Source organism: Actinoplanes sp. NPDC049548 (genome assembly GCF_040676695.1).
Taxonomy (GTDB): domain Bacteria; phylum Actinomycetota; class Actinomycetes; order Mycobacteriales; family Micromonosporaceae; genus Actinoplanes.
On the sequence record NZ_JBFAPM010000013.1, the window covers coordinates 66,977 to 81,671 of the forward strand.

Here is a 14,695-nt window from a genome sequence, read left to right on the forward strand (position 1 = left end):
AGCGTAGGGCGCCGTGCCGACTCCCGCAGAGCAGTCCGAGGGTGCCGTGCTGCTGGCGGGCCGCTACCGGCTCCTGCAGCGCATCGGGGCCGGCGGCATGGGCGTGGTCTGGTCGGCTCAGGACGAGGTGCTGCGCCGTCGCGTCGCGGTCAAGGAGCTGCGCCACAGCTGGGGCAGCACGGACCGCACGGTGGCGGCGGGACGCGAGCGCAGCCTGCGGGAGGCCCGCGCCGCGGCCGCGCTGCACCATCCGCACATCGTGGCGGTGTACGACATCGTCGAGCACGACGAACGGCCCTGGATCGTCATGGAGTTGGTGGCCGGGCGCTCGCTCAAGGACATCGTGGGCGAGGACGGCGCCCTGCCCGTCGAACGGGCGGTCCCCATCGGACTGCAGCTGCTCTCCGCCCTGCAGGTCGCGCACGCCGCCGGGATCACCCACCGCGACGTCAAGCCGGCGAACGTGCTGATCTCCGGCGGCGATGTGGTGCGGCTGACCGACTTCGGGCTCGCCACCATGCAGGACGCCGAGACCCTCACCGAGACCGGCGCGGTCCTGGGCACCCCCGGCTATCTCGCCCCGGAGCAGGCCAAGGGGCTCACCCCCGGTCCGCCCGCCGACGTGTTCGGTCTCGGCGCCACCCTCTACTTCGCCATCGAGGGCGTGGGCCCGTTCCAGCGCGACGGCTACCTGCCGATGCTGGTCGCGTACGCCCGCCACGAGATCCGCCCGCCGTGGCACGCCGGGTCGCTGGCGCCGGCCCTCATGCGCCTCCTGGCCGCCGACCCCGCCAAGCGGCCCACCGCCGAGGAGGCCCATGAGCTCTTGCTCGGCGGCCCGGTCCGGCGTCCCCGCCAACTGTCTCGCCGCGCCCTGTTCGCCGGCGGCGCCGTCGCCGTCGCCGCGGGTGTGGGTGCGACGACGGCCATGTCCTGGGGCACGGCCACGGCGCCGCCTCCGCGTACGCCCGGACTCGGCGCCCCGGCCTGGCACCGCGACGACCTGCGCGAACCGATCGTGCTGGGACCGTTGCTGGTGGGCATGACCACCAACGGAGTCCGCGCCGTCGACGTGGCCACCGGTGACCAGCGCTGGAACCGCCCGGTCCGCGGCGTGGCGAGCCTGGCGGTCTTCGACGAGAACCTGGCGCTCGTGGAGGAGGAGTACACGTTCCGCGTGCTCGACGGCACCACCGGCGCTCCCCGCGGCGGCCGCCCCGCGGCGGCGAAGGGCATCATCGCCGGGCTGGGTGGCCTCTTCCTGGCGATCGAGGCACCGTCCAGCCTGACCGGTTACGACGGCCGCACCGGCCGGAAGAAATGGCGGCTGCGCGGGCCGGCGACTTCGGCTGGCAGTACGCCACCAGCGCCGGCGGCCTCCTGCACGGTCAGGCCGCCCTCAGCGACGACGACCCCACCTGGCTCTACGGCATCCGCCCGGACACCGGGACGGTTGCCTGGAAGACGAGGATCACCACCAAGGGCCTGGTGAAAGGCCCCTGGTGCGCCGGCGACCACCTGTACGCCGCGGTGGCCGCAGGAGGCGAGTGGATACTGACCACGGTGGACGCCCGGACCGGCGCACCCGGCCCCGCCGTACGCGTGGCGAAGCACATCCCGGGCCTCGACTCGCCGATCGACATCGCCGACGTGAAGGCCGCGGGCAGCGCGGCCGTGGTGAGCGTGCACGACAGCCGGCTGACCCTGGACTCCTCCGGAGTGACCGCCGTCGACGGCACGGCGGTGCGCTGGCGCCGCCCGCTGCTCAACCCGGTGATCGCGACGACCGCGGACGGGCGCGTCTTCGCCGCCGGCTACGACTCCGTGCTGCACGAGCTCGACCCGGCGACCGGGGTCACGCTGTGGTCGACACCCACCCCGGGACCCGTGGACACGCTGACCGTGGCCGGCCCCATGTTGATCTCCACGGTCGGTCACGGGGTGACCGCCCGCCCACTCCAGCGTTGATCCGGCAGGAAGGCCAGTGATGATCATCGCCCGGATGACGGAGCAGCACGCATCGCAGGTCCTGGAGATCTACCGGCTCGGCATCGCCACCGGCCATGCCACCTTCGAGACCGAGCCACCCGGCTGGGACCGGTTCACCACCACCCGCCTGCCCGAGCACCGTTTCGTCGCTCTCGACGACGCCGCGACGGTGTTGGGCTGGATCGCCTGCAGCCGCGTCTCCGACCGCCGCGTCTACGCGGGGGTCGTCGAGCACTCCGTCTACGTGCACCCCGGCGCCCGCGGCCGCGGAGTCGGCCGAGCCCTGCTCGGCGAACTGGTCGCCACCACCGAGGCCGCCGGGATCTGGACCATCCAGTCCGGCGTCTTCCCCGAGAACACCGCCAGCCTTGCCCTGCACGCCGCGTCCGGCTTCCGGACCGTCGGCATCCGCGAACGCGTCGGCAAGCACCACGGAACGTGGCGCGACGTCGTGCTCATCGAACGCCGCAGCCCGGCGATCACCTAGGGAGTGTTCGGAACAGTGATCAACGCGATCCGGTGGCGGGTCCGGATCATCACCTGGGCGTGTCGATCGACTCCACGGTATGCCGCGCGCTTCAGCGTGCGGCCGGCGCCCGCTGAAGGGGGGACGATCAGAGCCGGAGCCGGCTGGGGTCCATGCGCCTGCCTACAGGTGTGAGATGCCGACCAAGATGATTTCCACTCCGGCACGGAACTGCTCGCGGTCGTCGTGGTTCTGCAGTTGGCGGACGACGCGGGTCAAGAAAGGCAGGTCTGCGGCATCGACCTCGCCGGTGAGCGCGGAGGTCGCGCCGTCCAGGAACGCCGACCTGTCGAACCGCCCGCCGGGCTGTGCGCTGGCAAGGTGGGCTCCCGCGTCGTACTGACTCGCGACACCGAGCACGTGGTGCACGAGCACCGATGCCGCATCGAACTGGGCACGTTCGGGCACCCCGAGCGCGTCCAGCTCTGCCCCGACACGGTCGAAGAGCCGCAGGACAGCCGGCTGCCACGGAGCGGCTGCGAGTTGCGTTCCTACCCATGGATGAGCGCTGATCGCATCGAACACGCCCAGCACCACTGCCCGGACGCCCTGACTCGCGTCCGCACCAGCGGCGGCAGCGGCACCATCCAGCACGGACGTCATCACGGCGTCCGCCGCAGCCGTCAAGAGATCCTCTTTGTTGGCGACGTGGTGGTAGATAGCCCCGGAACCCGTCGACAGTTGCGACGCCAGGGACCGGAAGGTCAGTGCGTCCACGCCGCCCGCGTCGAGGGTCTCGATCGCGGCGTGCACGATGCGCTCCTTGGATAGAGCGTCCCGGCGGCGCCCTGCTCGCTGCTTCCCATCCGTCGTCACGCTTCATGTTGACACACGTGGAACAGTGTTCCAAGCTAGGTGTTGGAACAACGTTCCAAAGCGGTGTCATGCACCGCTCCGGCACTGCACGCCGAGGAGGCATCTCATGCTCGACGCACGTCAACCCGGAACCGTTCTGAAGTTCACCGCCAAGCCTGGCAAGGGTGAGCGGTTGTTCGAACTGACCAACAGCCTTCACTACACCGGTGACCCCGACGGGCCCACCGACTGGGTTCTGTGCCGCGCCGAGGATGACCCGGACACCCTGTGGGCGTTCGAGTTCTACAAGGACGACGCATCCTTCGAACGCCACTTCTCCGACCCCGTCGTCGACGCCGGCCACGACGAGGTCATCGACCTGCTCGCTGGGCCGCCGATGCGGGTCACGGTCCGTCCCGTCTTCTCAGCTTTCGCCGGCTGACCGCATTCCCGCTCGGTCGCGTCGGCCACCGGACGCCGGCGCACCGCAAGGCCGCCCCGGGACAGGGAGCCGGTCTGCAGGTCACCCATTCCCTCCTATGACGTACCCGCGCTACCGGGCCCGGCGGGCTGACGCGCTCAGCGGCCGGCCGCGACCAGGGCGGACAGCCGTCCGTCCCGCAGCTCGTACGTGGCGTCCACCCGGTCCAGCCCCTCGGTGCGGTGGGTGAGCAGAAGAACGGTGCGATCCCCGGCGGCGTCCAGCAGGTCGGCCATCAGCGCCGCGGCACCGGCCTCGTCGAGCCCCTCGGTCGGCTCGTCGAGCACGAGCAGCTCCGGGTCGGCGAGCAGGGCCCGCGCGGTGGCGAGCCGGCGCCGCTGCCCGCCGGAGATCGTGCTGCCTCCGGTCCCCAGCCACGTGTCCAGTCCCTGCGGCAGGCCGGCGAGCCAGGGTCCCAGACCGACGCGGGTCAGGGCCGCGCGCAGCTGCGGGTCCGTCGCGGCCGGGCATGCCAGACGCAGGTTCTCCCGTACGGTCGAAGCGAACACGTGATCGACGTCGTCGCTGACCAGCACCGTGCGCGCGGGCCGGCGTACGGTTCCGGACCGCGGGTCGAGCAGGCCCGCCAGCACCGCGGCCAGCGTCGACTTGCCGCCGCCGGACCGGCCGAGCACCGCCGCCCTCGCGCCGCGCGGGAGCTCCAGGTCGGCGCCACGGAGAGCCGGCGGTCGCCCCGGGTCCCATCCGGCCACCAGCCCCCGTATCACCACACCGGCGGACTCGGACGGGACCCGGGTGGCCGCGGGGCGCTGCGTACGGATCTCCGCCAGCCGTTGTCGCGCCGCTGCGGCCCGGGTCCGCGCGACGGCCGCGTCGGGCAGCGCGGCGATCGGCTCGCCGAGCGCCACCACCGCGAGCAGCAGCACGGCCGCCCACTCGGGGGAGAGGCCGCCGGTGTGCCGGAGCACGACCGCGGTCCCCGCCACGGCGAGACCCCAGCCGAGCAGGCCCAGCGCCGCGGCGGCACCGGCCCGCCGTGCCGCTCGTGCTTCGAGCCGGGCCAGCTCCCGGCTGCGCCGATCCGGTACGCCGAGCGCCGCGCCGCCGTGCAGCGCCAGCTCCTCGACCCCCTCCACGGTCTCCACCACGGCGTCCCGCAGCTCGGCGCGAGCCCGTCCGGTGGCCGCCTCCACGCTCCCGGCCAGCCGGGTGGCGAGGGCCGGCGCGAGCACCGCCGAGACGAGCAGCCCGGCGCCGAGCGGCAGCGCGAGCCCGGGGACGACGAGGACCGCCACGGCGACGGTGACGCTCACGGCGACCGCGGCGCTCAGGGCGGGGAACCGGCCGCGGAGCAGCCCGTCCACCCGGGCGTCGACGTCCGCGCCGATCCGGGTGAGCAGATCGCCTCGCCGCCTCGGCCGGGGACCCGGTACGCGGGGGACGAGGTCGGCGTACACCCGCGAGCGCCACCGTCCCAGCCGGGCGAAAGCCACGTCGTGCGCGACGAGACGTTCGAGGTAGCGCAGCAGTGGCCGGGCGACGGCCGATCCGCGGACCAGCACGACGGCGGTCGAGAGGCTCAGCACCGGCGGCAGGGAGGAGGCGCGGACCAGCAACCAGGCGGCCGCACCGGTCAGCACGATCCCGGCCAGCCACGACGCCCCGCCCAGCCCGACCACGGCCGCGGTCCCGCCGCGCAGCGAACTACCTATCTTCCTAGGACGCTCTACGGGGTGTGCGGTGGGGCTCGCGAAATCGTGGTCGACCTCAGTGGATCCCGTGCCGGGTGGGAACACGTCGATCACCCGGTCGGCCTCGCCGAGCAACGCCGACCGGTGCGCCACCACCAGGACCGCGCACCCGCGCCCCGCAGCCGCCCGGAGCTGCCGGATCACCGCCCGCTCCGCCACCGCGTCCAGGTGCGCCGTCGGCTCGTCCAGCAGGAGCACCACCGGTTCCCGCGCCGCCGCCCGCAGCAGCGCGGCGAGTGCCAGCCGCTGCCGCTGCCCGGCTGACACCCCGCTGCCGTGCTCGCCCAGCACCGTGGAGGCCGTGACCTCCGTGTCGAGCCCGACGGTCTCCAACGCCGCCCGGACCTCCTCCGCATCGGCGCCCGGGAACACGTCGGCCACCGTGCGTACGTGCGGCAGGGACGGCCGCTGCGGCAGGTACAGCACCCCCGGGCCGGTGACCGAGACCCGGCCGGCGGTCAGCGGTTGCAGCCCGGCGAGGACCCGCAGGAGCGTGGTCTTGCCCGCACCTGACGGCCCGCGGACCGCGACGATCTCGTGGTCGCGGACAACGAGCCCCTCCGACACCAGAGCGTCGGCCGCCGCCGACGGATACCGCACCCGCACAGCCGTCGCGTACACGCCCGGCCGGTTGTCGTCGCCGGCCCGCAGGGGCAGGTATGCCGCCTCGTCACGAAGCATCTCGTCCACGTCTCCGATCACCGCGGACGCGTCCGCGCTCGCGTGGAAGCGGGCCGCCATCTCGCGCAGCGGCCGGTACGCCTCCGGGGCCAGGAGGATCACCAGCAGGGCCGGTCCCAGTCCGAGTGCGCCGCTCGCCACCCGCAGCCCGGCCTCGACGGCGATCAGCCCGACCGACAACGTGCCGACGAGGTCCAGCGCCGTCGAGGACAGGAACGCGACGCGCAGGACGCGTACGGTGGCGCTGCGGTGCTGGTCGGTGAGCTCGCGCACGACGTCGGTCTGGCGTTCGGCGCGGCCGTACAGGCGCAGGGTGGCGAGGCCGCGGACGACGTCGAGGAAGTGGCCCGCCAGACGGGAGTCGGCGGCCCAGGCCCGGCGGGCCTGCTGCTGGGTGGCCCAGCCGATCAGCGCGCCGAGCACGGGGACGAGTGGCAGGGTGAGCAGCGCGATCAGCGCGGAGGTGCGGTCCACGACGGCCATCGCGATGATCACCAGGGGTGGCAGGGCGACGCCGAGGACGAGGGCGGGCAGGTATCCGGAGAACCACGGGCGCAGGGCGTCGAGGCCGCCGGTCAGCGCGGAGCTGAGGCGGCCGCTGCCGTAGGACGCCACCCGGGCGGGGCCTTGGCGGAGGGCGGCGGCGAGGGTGGCGCGCCGGAGCTCGTCGGTGACGCGGGCGGCGGTGCGCTGGGCGACGACCTGTTCGGCCCAGGTCAGCGCGGCCCGCAGCACGAACGCCGCGGCCAGCAGGGGGACCGCGTCGTGGCCGGTGACGATGCGGGCGAGGGACACCGCGACGGTCACCGTGGCGGCCGCCTGTCCGGCGCCGATCAGGGACAGGACCGCTGTTCCGGTACGTCCTGAGCGCGCGTACCGCAGCAGCCGCGGATCGACCGGTGCGCGGTTCACGACGGCACCCGCTTGCTGGCGACGCGCTTGCGGAACACCCAGTACGAGAACGCCTGGTAGACGAGGACGCCGGGGAGGACCACCACGCCGACCACGCTGAGCAGCCGCAGCGCCGAGTCCGTGGCGGCCGCCCCGGTCATCGTCAGCGACCAGGCCGGGTCGAGGGTGCTGCGCAGGACGACGTCGCCGTGGGCCGTGAAGACCGCGACGACGGCGCCCGCGATGCCGAGGCCGGTGCCGCCGAACGCGACCGGTTCGTGGCCGTGGCGGGCGACCAGGGCGACGCCCATGCTGAGCACCGCGGCGGCGAGGACGAGCCGGGATCCGGTCACGAAGCCGGCCACGCCCAGCAGCAGCGTGCCGGCGGTGGCCAGCCGCACGCTCCAGCGCCGGGCGCGGGCGTGCACGGGCCCGGTCGTGCGCAGGGCCAGGAAGGTGGCGCCGATGAGCAGGGCCGCGAAGAGGGCGAGGGCGGCGCCGGCGAGGGCCGGCCAGGTCGCCAGCGGGGCGAGGCTGCGGGCCGGGCCCGTGCCGGTCACCTGGCCGCCGGGGCCGACGGCGAGGCCGTGGGTGAGCACCCCGAGGACGGCGCCCCAGAGGGCGACGATGCCGGCCGAGCTGGCGGCCAGGGCGGTGTCGCAGCGGCGCCGCCAAACCGGGCCGTCGCCCTTGCCGCGGAACTCGAGGGCCACGCCGCGGACCGCGAGCAGGAGCAGCAGCGCCGCCATGGGCAGGTACAGGCCCGAGAGCAGGGCGGCGTACCAGTCGGGGAACGCCGCGAAGGTGAGGCCGATCGCGGCGACGAGCCAGACCTCGTTGCCGTCCCAGAACGGCCCGACCGTGCGGACGATGGCGCCGCGCTCGTGGTCGTCGCGGCCGAGGACGGGGCCGAGCAGCCCGACGCCGAAGTCGAACCCTTCGAGCACGAAGAAGAGCACCCAGCAGAGGACGACGAGGGAGAACCAGACGGTGACCATGGGTGGCGGCTTCCTCAGTAGACGGGCGGCGGTACGCGCTCGGCCTCCGCGGCCGGGGCGGGTGGGGGCGTGAGTGGTTGCCGGGACAGGTGCCGGACCAGGCGCAGCCAGACGACGGCAAGGACGCCGTAGACGACGGCGAACCCGATCAGGGAGCCGATGACCTCGCCGCGGGTGAGACCGGGGGAGATCCCGTCGGCGACGCGGGAGATGCCGAAGGCGAGCCAGGGCTGGCGGGCGGTCTCGGTGAAGATCCAGCCGAGGCTGTTGGCGGCGGCCGGCAGCAGGGGGATCAGGGGCAGGAACCGTACGAGCAGCGGGTGTGCCCGGCGGTCCTTGCGTGTGCTCCACAGGTAGAAGGCGGCGACGGCGGCCGCGAGCATGCCGATGCCGATCATCAGCCGGAAGCTCCAGAAGGCGACCGGGATCATCGGCACGTAGCTGCCCGGGCCGAACTGGGCGGCGTACTGGGCCTGCAGGTCGTCGATGCCCTGGACGGTGGCGCCCGGGCTGCCCTTGGCGAGGATCGACAGCAGGCGGGGGACCTCGATGCTCAGGAAGGGTTCGCCGCCGTCCGGGCCACCCACCGCGAAGAGGGAGAACGGCGCTCCGGCGGTGGTGGCGTAGAGGGCTTCGGCGGCCGCCATCTTCATCGGCTGGACCTCGGTGATGACCTTGCCGAGGTGGTCGCCGGTCAGGGCGGTGAGAGCCCCGCCGGCCATGGTCAGCCAGGCGCCGAGGCGGGCCAGCGTACGGAACGGGGATTCGCCGCCGGACCGGAGCCGCCACACCCCGATGGTGAGCAGCAGCGACCCGCCGGCCATCACCGCTCCGGAGAGGGTGTGCGGGAAGGCGGCGAGGTTGACCTTGTTGAGCAGCAGGGCGCCGAAGTCGTCGAGGCGGGCGCGGCCGGTGACGGGGTCCAGCGAGTACGCCACCGGGTTCTGCATGAACGAGTTCGCGGCCAGGATGATGAACGCGGACAGCACGGTGCCGACGGCGACGACCACGATGGTGGCGGCGTGCAGCTTGCGGGGCAGCCGGTCCCAGCCGAAGTACCACAGCGCCAGGAACGTGGCCTCGAGGAAGAAGGCGAGCATGCCCTCGATGGCCAGGGTGGGCCCGAAGACGTCGCCGTAGAAGCGGGCGAAGGCGCTCCAGCCCATGCCGAACTGGAACTCCTGGACCAGGCCGGTGACGACGCCGACCGCGAAGGTGACGATCAGCAGCTTGCCGACGAACTTCGTCAGGTCGCGGTAGCTCTCCCTGCCCGTACGCAGCCAGGCGATCTGCAGGCCGGCGGCGGTGCCCGCGAGGCTGATCGACAGCGGTACGAACAAGTAGTGGTAGATCGTCACGACTGCGAACTGGAGCCGGGTCAGGTCGAGCACGTCCACGTCGGCATCCCCTCTACGACATCTCGTAGTAGATACTACGTCCTGTAGTACGACGCCGTGCAGTAGAGTGGGTCACATGGCCTTGGGGGACCTCGAACGCGAGGTCATGCAGCAGTTGTGGGACGCCGCGGAGCCGTTGACCGTGCGGCAGGTGCACGAGCGGCTCGCCCGCGAGCGCGACCTGGCGTACACGACGGTGATGACCGTGCTGGACCGGCTTGCCAAGAAGGGCGTCGTGACCCAGCAGAAGGCTGACCGGGCCTATCGGTACGCGCCGTCGCAGTCGCGCGAGGAGATGACGGCGGCGCTGATGCTCGACGCGCTCAGCGCCGCCCCGGACGGCGTGCGCGACGCCGCGCTGGCCCAGTTCGTGGGCCGCATCGACCCGTCGGTGCTGGCCGCCGCGATCGAGGCGGCCCGAAGGGAACCGGCCGCCGGATCGTGACCGCCCTGCTGCTCGGCGCGCTCGGCCTGACGCTGTCGCTGGTGGTGCCGGGCGTCCTGGCCGCCGCCGACTGGCCCGGCCGGGCTCCGGCGGCCGCGGTGGCGCTCTGGCAGAGCGTGACCCTGACCGGCATCCTCTGCGCCCTGGGGGTCGTCCTGGCGGGCCCGCAGGAGCTGGTAGCCGCCCGGGGCTCGGACCGGCCGGTCGGTGCGGCGGCCCTGGTCGCGGCGCTGGTGGTGGCGGCCGTGATCATCTTCCGGCTGCTCGTCTCGCTCGTCGGGGTGACCTACCGCTCGCGGACCCGGCGTTCCCGGCACCGCATGCTCGTGGACCTGCTCGACGCCGCGGAGCGCCACGGCGAGCTGCCGGCCGAGGTGCCGCCGGGGCTGCGGGTGCTCGACGGCCCGCTGCCGTTCGCGTACTGCCTGCCGGGCCGCAGCCCACGCGTCGTGCTCAGCGGGGGAGCGCTGCGGGTGCTGGACCGGGCGCAGGTCGCCGCCGTCATCGCGCACGAGCAGGCGCACCTGCGCCACCGCCACGACCTGGTGATGGAGTCGTTCACCGCCTTCTACCGGGCGGTCCCGCGGCCGCTGCGCAGCCGGGCGCCGCTCGATGCGGTGCATCTGCTGCTCGAGATGGTCGCCGACGATGCGGCCCGGCGCCGCTGCGGGGCCGAGCCGTTGCGGACGGCGCTCGCCGTGCTCGGCGACGCGGTCAGCCCTGACCTGCCCGCGGAGGCTGCCGGTGACGCCGAAATGGAGCGGCACCGCCGGCTCGAGCGGCTCACCGGAGCCGACGCACGGTCGTCGATGTGGACGGTGCTGGCGGCACTCATGGCGGTCGGCCTGCTGGTATTACCCACAGTGATCGTCGTGGTGCCCTGGCTGGGCCGGGCACTCCTGGCATGGCCGCTTTAAATCTTCGTTAATGACAAGGAGTGACGACCGTTATGCGGTGAGTCGTCCTGATACCGCCGTGTTCAGTTCGGCGGAGATCGGGAGTACGGTGGTGCCCGGCTCGTCGGTCCCCCCTCGCCCGAGACCGGGCGAACCGGTGAGCCACCGCCTAATCGTGCATCACGAACCGGGGACCCGAGGACCTGGGGTGAAGCCGCGGCATCGACGCGGCCGGGCGCTCTTCCCGTCCGAACCCGACAGCTAACCCGGTCGGCGGCCGAGGGAAGAAAGGACGCTGCACCTTCGTGAAACGGGTTGGGGCGCGACGCGCCGCGATTCTGCGCGGTCTGCTCGGTGTGGTTGCGGCGGTCGGGGTTCTGCTGGTGCCCACCGCGGCTCACGCGACGCCGTCGCCGTCGAGCATCGAGAAGCAGATCGACGAGCAGTGGAACAAGCTCGAGTCGACGATCGAGCAGTACAACGACGTGCACAACCAGCTGATCAAGAACCGTGCACAGCTCAAGAAGATCAACGCCCGGCTGGAGCCGCTCCAGCTGGAGGTGGACCTGGCCATGTCCCATGTGGGTGGCATGGCCGCCGACGCGTACAAGCAGGGCTCGCCCGGCGCGGTGAAAGCCATGATCGTGAGTGGCTCGCCGACCGGCCTGACCGAGAAGCTCTCGTTCCTCGACCAGATCGCCCGGCACCAGCGCCAGGCCGTGGCGGGCGCTGCGGAGCTGCGCGACAAGTACGCGAAGGACAAGGCCGCCCTGGTCACCCTCACCGACGCCGTGGCGATCCGCGACAAGGATCTCGGCGCGCGGAAGAAGGAGATCCAGAAGAAGGTCGATGATCTGCAGAAGATGCGGATCAGGGCGTACGGCGCCGCGGGTGCGAACGACGGCCCGCTGCGCACCGGCCCCTGTCCTGTGGCCTACACCAACGACAAGGGCGGGCGCGCGGCGCAGAAGGCGTGCGACCTGATCGGCAAGCCGTACATCTTCGGCGCGGAAGGGCCGGGCGGCTACGACTGCTCGGGCCTGACGAAGGTGGCGTGGGCCTCCGTGGGAGTGCACCTCGAGCACTTCACCGGCGACCAGATCCATGCGGGCCGGGCGGTCAGCCGCAGCGACATCCAGCCGGGCGACCTGGTCTTCTACGGCAGCCCGGTGCACCACGTGGGCATCTACGTGGGCGGTAACACCATGGTGCACGCGCCCCACACGGGCGACCACGTGCGCATGGCGTCGATCGATCGCAGCGGTGCCATCACGGGGATCCGCCGGCCGGGCTGATCCTCACCACCGGCACGACGCCGACAAGCCGCCACGCCTGCGTGGCGGCTTGTCGCGTTCCGGGATACTGATCTTCGTGCATCCGTCAGCGTTCACCCGTAACGTCACCGGCACCTGGGGCTCCGCTGGGCAGGCCTGGCTGGCCGAGCTCCCCGACCTGATCGCGGCGGTCGCCCACGAGTGGGACCTGACGGTGGACGAGCCGTACCCGCTGAGCTTCAACTGGGTCGCCCCGGTACGCCGGGCCGACGGGACCGCGGCGGTGCTCAAGCTGGGCGTCCCCGGGGCCGGGCACCTGAGCCGCGAGGCCGCCGCCCTCACGTTCTTCGGCGGCGACGGCGCCGTCCGGCTGCTCGGCCGCGACGACGAGCGCGGCGCCCTGCTGCTGGAGCGTGCCGAACCCGGCACCACCCTGCGCAGCCTCGTGCGCCGCGACGACGAGCAGGCCACGGCCGTACTGATCGCCCTGATGCGCCGGCTGCACCGCCCGGCACCCGCGGACCTGCCGGTCGGCGACCTCGCCGCGCGTACCGCCGACTTCGCCGGCCACCTGCGGCGCTACCCCGGCGACGATCCCTTCCCACGGTCCCTCGTCGAGCAGGCGATGGCCCTGTACGCCGACCTGTGCTCCTCCGCCACCGAGCGTGTGGTGCTGCACGGCGACCTGCACCACGAGAACGTCCTCGCCGCCGGACGCGAGCCGTGGCTCGTCATCGACCCGCACGGCGTGGCCGGCGACCCCGCGGCGGAGCTCGGCCCGGTGCTCTACAACCCGCTGGACGGCGACGAGCCGACCCTGGAGCTGCTGATGCCCCGTGTCGAGCAGTTCGCCGACAGCCTCGCCCTCCCGCTCGACCGCGTCGTCGCCTGGGGCTTCGCGCAGGCCGTGCTGTCGGAGGTCTGGGACGCCGAGGACGGTGACCCGGCTCCCGGGCGGGCCCTCGGCGTGGCGCTGAAACTGCGGCCCCTGCTGCGCTGAGCCTTCAGTCCGGTTGTGGGCGGCGGTGGGGAGGTCGGACGGGAGCCTCACATCCAGGGCGCGCTGACCTCTTCCTCCACGTAGAGGGTGGTGCCGTTGCGGCCCCGGTCCTTCGAGCGCTGCATGGCGGTGGTCGCGTGGCGCAGGATCGTCGCGGCGTCCGAGCCGCCCGGGTACGCCAGCGCGATCCCCACGCTGCAGCCGACGTTCATGCGCACTCCGGCGACCGCCGCGTTGCCGGCCACGCCCTCGACGATGCGACGGGCCACCTGCAGGGCCTCCTCGGCGTTGCGGACGCGGGTCAGCAGCACGCCGAACTCGTCGCCGCCGATGCGGGCGGCCGTGTCGGTGTCGCGGGTGATGCGCCTGAGCACGTGGCTGACCGTCTGCAGCAGCCGGTCGCCGACCTCGTGGCCGTACAGGTCGTTGACCGTCCTGAAGCCGTCCAGGTCGACGTAGAGCATCGCCACCGGGTACTGGTAGCGGGTGCCCTGGGCCAGGGCGCGTTCCAGGTCGCGGTGCAGCGTCGGGCCGTTCGCCAGGCCGGTGAGACCGTCGTGCGAGGCCGCGTACGCGATCCGGTCCTGTGCCTCCCGGCGCTCGGTGATGTCGCGCTGGTGGCTGACGATCGCGTGCACCGCGGGGTGGGCCAGCATGTTGCGGGCGATGATCTCGTGCCAGTGCCAGGACCCGTCGGCGTGCCGGACCCGCAGCTCGGCCGAGTGCTCGACGGTGCTGTCCGAGGCCAGCAGCCGGGTGAAGAGCTCCCGCGACGCCGTCTCGTCCTCGGGGTGGAACAGCCCGCGCATCACCTTCCCGCGCAGCTCCTCGGGCTGGTAGCCCATCATCGTCCGGGCGGCCGGGCTGACCCACGTGGCGTCGCCCTGCGCGTTGCTCATCGTGATGACCTCGGAGCCGTCGCGCACCAGCGCCCGGAAGCGGTCCTCGCTGAGCCGCGTCGCCGCCTCGGCCTGCTCCCGCTCCGACACGAACGCGCCCAGCGTCCGCGCCGTCGTGGCGACGCCCAGCGCGACCAGCAGGGCCAGGCCGTGCGACGGGTAGCCGCCGAGGTAGCTGGGCAGGGCGCCGAGACCGACGAGGAGCTGCCCGGCGGCGATGCCGGTGATGCTAGCCGCCGCGGCGGGCCTCCAGGCCCGCGAGCCGGACTGGCGCAGGTGCACGGCGAGGATGTGCAGGTGCGCGACGGCCAGCAGCGCGCCCCACCCGATCAGGTACATCGTCGCGGTGGTGGTGAGGATGTGCACGGGGATGCGCAGCCACAGCCGGCGGCCGGTGTGACCGCCGGCGACCCGGAGCTGGACCTGCGGCTGCATCCACACGGTGGTCACGGTCAGCGGCACGGCGACGACCCACAACGGTACGTCCCCGCCCAGCCCGAAACGGCGCAGCACGGCGACGGCGGCCAGCACGAGCAGGGGTTCCACGCCGTTGCGGACGAACCGCGTCGCCTTCAGGTAACCGTTCCTCACGTCGCCCTCGCCTGTCGAGCCGGAGCCGCGCGTCGGGCGCGCGATGCCCCACCATCGACCGGCTCCGCCGGGATCCAAAGGAAAAGTGACGGCCCGTGCCGGGCCGGGGAGCGCCGCCCG

At 73.1% G+C, this 14,695-nt stretch carries 13 protein-coding genes and 1 riboswitch; of the genes, 8 read left to right on the top strand and 5 right to left on the bottom strand.

Features of this window, described 5'->3' with window-relative positions; genetic code table 11:
* Window positions 1–13: 13 nt before the first annotated feature.
* The 3 genes from AB0J80_RS24535 to AB0J80_RS24545 are packed head-to-tail and all read left to right on the top strand — an operon-like array spanning window position 14 to window position 2,476.
* Window positions 14–1,492 (top strand): protein kinase, encoded by a 1,479-nt coding sequence (locus AB0J80_RS24535; RefSeq protein WP_364708991.1) that lies wholly within the window; start codon window positions 14–16, stop codon window positions 1,490–1,492.
* On the top strand, window positions 1,489–1,968 hold the full coding sequence (locus tag AB0J80_RS24540) for a PQQ-binding-like beta-propeller repeat protein (RefSeq protein WP_364708993.1): 480 nt from the start codon (window positions 1,489–1,491) through the stop codon (window positions 1,966–1,968). The genes AB0J80_RS24535 and AB0J80_RS24540 overlap by 4 nt, the downstream gene beginning before the upstream one ends.
* 34 nt (window positions 1,969–2,002) lie before the next feature.
* Window positions 2,003–2,476, top strand: a complete 474-nt coding sequence (locus AB0J80_RS24545) for an N-acetyltransferase family protein (RefSeq protein ID WP_364708996.1) — start codon at window positions 2,003–2,005, stop codon at window positions 2,474–2,476.
* A gap of 162 nt (window positions 2,477–2,638) precedes the next feature.
* Here AB0J80_RS24545 and AB0J80_RS24550 read toward each other — a convergent pair whose 3' ends face one another.
* Window positions 2,639–3,268 carry a helix-turn-helix domain-containing protein gene (locus AB0J80_RS24550; protein WP_364708999.1) on the bottom strand — a complete coding sequence of 210 codons (630 nt, stop codon included), beginning with the start codon at window positions 3,266–3,268 and terminating at the stop codon, window positions 2,639–2,641.
* Between the two features lie 169 nt (window positions 3,269–3,437).
* On the opposite strand from AB0J80_RS24550, the gene AB0J80_RS24555 reads away from it, so the two are divergent.
* Complete coding sequence (locus tag AB0J80_RS24555) at window positions 3,438–3,752, top strand: antibiotic biosynthesis monooxygenase (protein ID WP_364709002.1); 315 nt, start codon at window positions 3,438–3,440, stop codon at window positions 3,750–3,752.
* A 137-nt stretch (window positions 3,753–3,889) separates the two neighbouring features.
* On the opposite strand, the gene cydC is transcribed toward AB0J80_RS24555, so the two are convergent.
* From cydC to AB0J80_RS24570, 3 genes are read right to left on the bottom strand one after another with little or no spacing between them, the layout of a single operon-like run.
* Window positions 3,890–7,096, bottom strand: coding sequence for a thiol reductant ABC exporter subunit CydC (cydC, locus tag AB0J80_RS24560; protein ID WP_364709005.1), 3,207 nt, complete (start codon window positions 7,094–7,096; stop codon window positions 3,890–3,892).
* Window positions 7,093–8,073, bottom strand: a complete 981-nt coding sequence (gene cydB, locus AB0J80_RS24565) for a cytochrome d ubiquinol oxidase subunit II (RefSeq protein ID WP_364709008.1) — start codon at window positions 8,071–8,073, stop codon at window positions 7,093–7,095. The genes cydC and cydB overlap by 4 nt, the downstream gene beginning before the upstream one ends.
* 14 nt (window positions 8,074–8,087) lie before the next feature.
* The gene (locus AB0J80_RS24570) at window positions 8,088–9,470 is read right to left on the bottom strand and encodes a cytochrome ubiquinol oxidase subunit I (RefSeq protein WP_364709011.1); all 1,383 of its coding nucleotides are present in this window, start codon (window positions 9,468–9,470) and stop codon (window positions 8,088–8,090) included.
* Window positions 9,471–9,546: 76 nt separating this feature from the next.
* Here AB0J80_RS24570 and AB0J80_RS24575 point away from each other — a divergent pair, with 76 nt between their 5' ends.
* The 4 genes from AB0J80_RS24575 to AB0J80_RS24590 all read left to right on the top strand — a co-directional run bounded on the left by AB0J80_RS24575 (window position 9,547) and on the right by AB0J80_RS24590 (window position 13,085).
* Complete coding sequence (locus AB0J80_RS24575) at window positions 9,547–9,915, top strand: BlaI/MecI/CopY family transcriptional regulator (RefSeq protein ID WP_364709013.1); 369 nt, start codon at window positions 9,547–9,549, stop codon at window positions 9,913–9,915.
* Window positions 9,912–10,832, top strand: coding sequence for a M56 family metallopeptidase (locus tag AB0J80_RS24580; RefSeq protein WP_364709015.1), 921 nt, complete (start codon window positions 9,912–9,914; stop codon window positions 10,830–10,832). Before AB0J80_RS24575 ends, AB0J80_RS24580 begins: the two co-directional genes overlap by 4 nt.
* A gap of 135 nt (window positions 10,833–10,967) precedes the next feature.
* Window positions 10,968–11,102, top strand: a riboswitch (cyclic di-AMP (ydaO/yuaA leader).
* Between the two features lie 14 nt (window positions 11,103–11,116).
* Window positions 11,117–12,106 (top strand): C40 family peptidase, encoded by a 990-nt coding sequence (locus AB0J80_RS24585; RefSeq protein WP_364709018.1) that lies wholly within the window; start codon window positions 11,117–11,119, stop codon window positions 12,104–12,106.
* A 76-nt stretch (window positions 12,107–12,182) separates the two neighbouring features.
* Window positions 12,183–13,085, top strand: a complete 903-nt coding sequence (locus AB0J80_RS24590; protein ID WP_364709021.1) for an aminoglycoside phosphotransferase family protein — start codon at window positions 12,183–12,185, stop codon at window positions 13,083–13,085.
* A gap of 47 nt (window positions 13,086–13,132) precedes the next feature.
* On the opposite strand, the gene AB0J80_RS24595 is transcribed toward AB0J80_RS24590, so the two are convergent.
* Window positions 13,133–14,575, bottom strand: a complete 1,443-nt coding sequence (locus AB0J80_RS24595; RefSeq protein ID WP_364709023.1) for a sensor domain-containing diguanylate cyclase — start codon at window positions 14,573–14,575, stop codon at window positions 13,133–13,135.
* Window positions 14,576–14,695: the final 120 nt, after the last annotated feature.

Bases quoted from the DNA above. Each gene is read 5' to 3' on its own strand.
- AB0J80_RS24545 (WP_364708996.1), top strand. From the start codon at position 2,003: ATGACGGAGCAGCACGCATCGCAGGTCCTGGAGATCTACCGGCTCGGC.
- AB0J80_RS24555 (WP_364709002.1), top strand. From the start codon at position 3,438: ATGCTCGACGCACGTCAACCCGGAACCGTTCTGAAGTTCACCGCCAAG.
- cydB (WP_364709008.1), bottom strand. From the start codon at position 8,073: ATGGTCACCGTCTGGTTCTCCCTCGTCGTCCTCTGCTGGGTGCTCTTC.
- AB0J80_RS24575 (WP_364709013.1), top strand. From the start codon at position 9,547: ATGGCCTTGGGGGACCTCGAACGCGAGGTCATGCAGCAGTTGTGGGAC.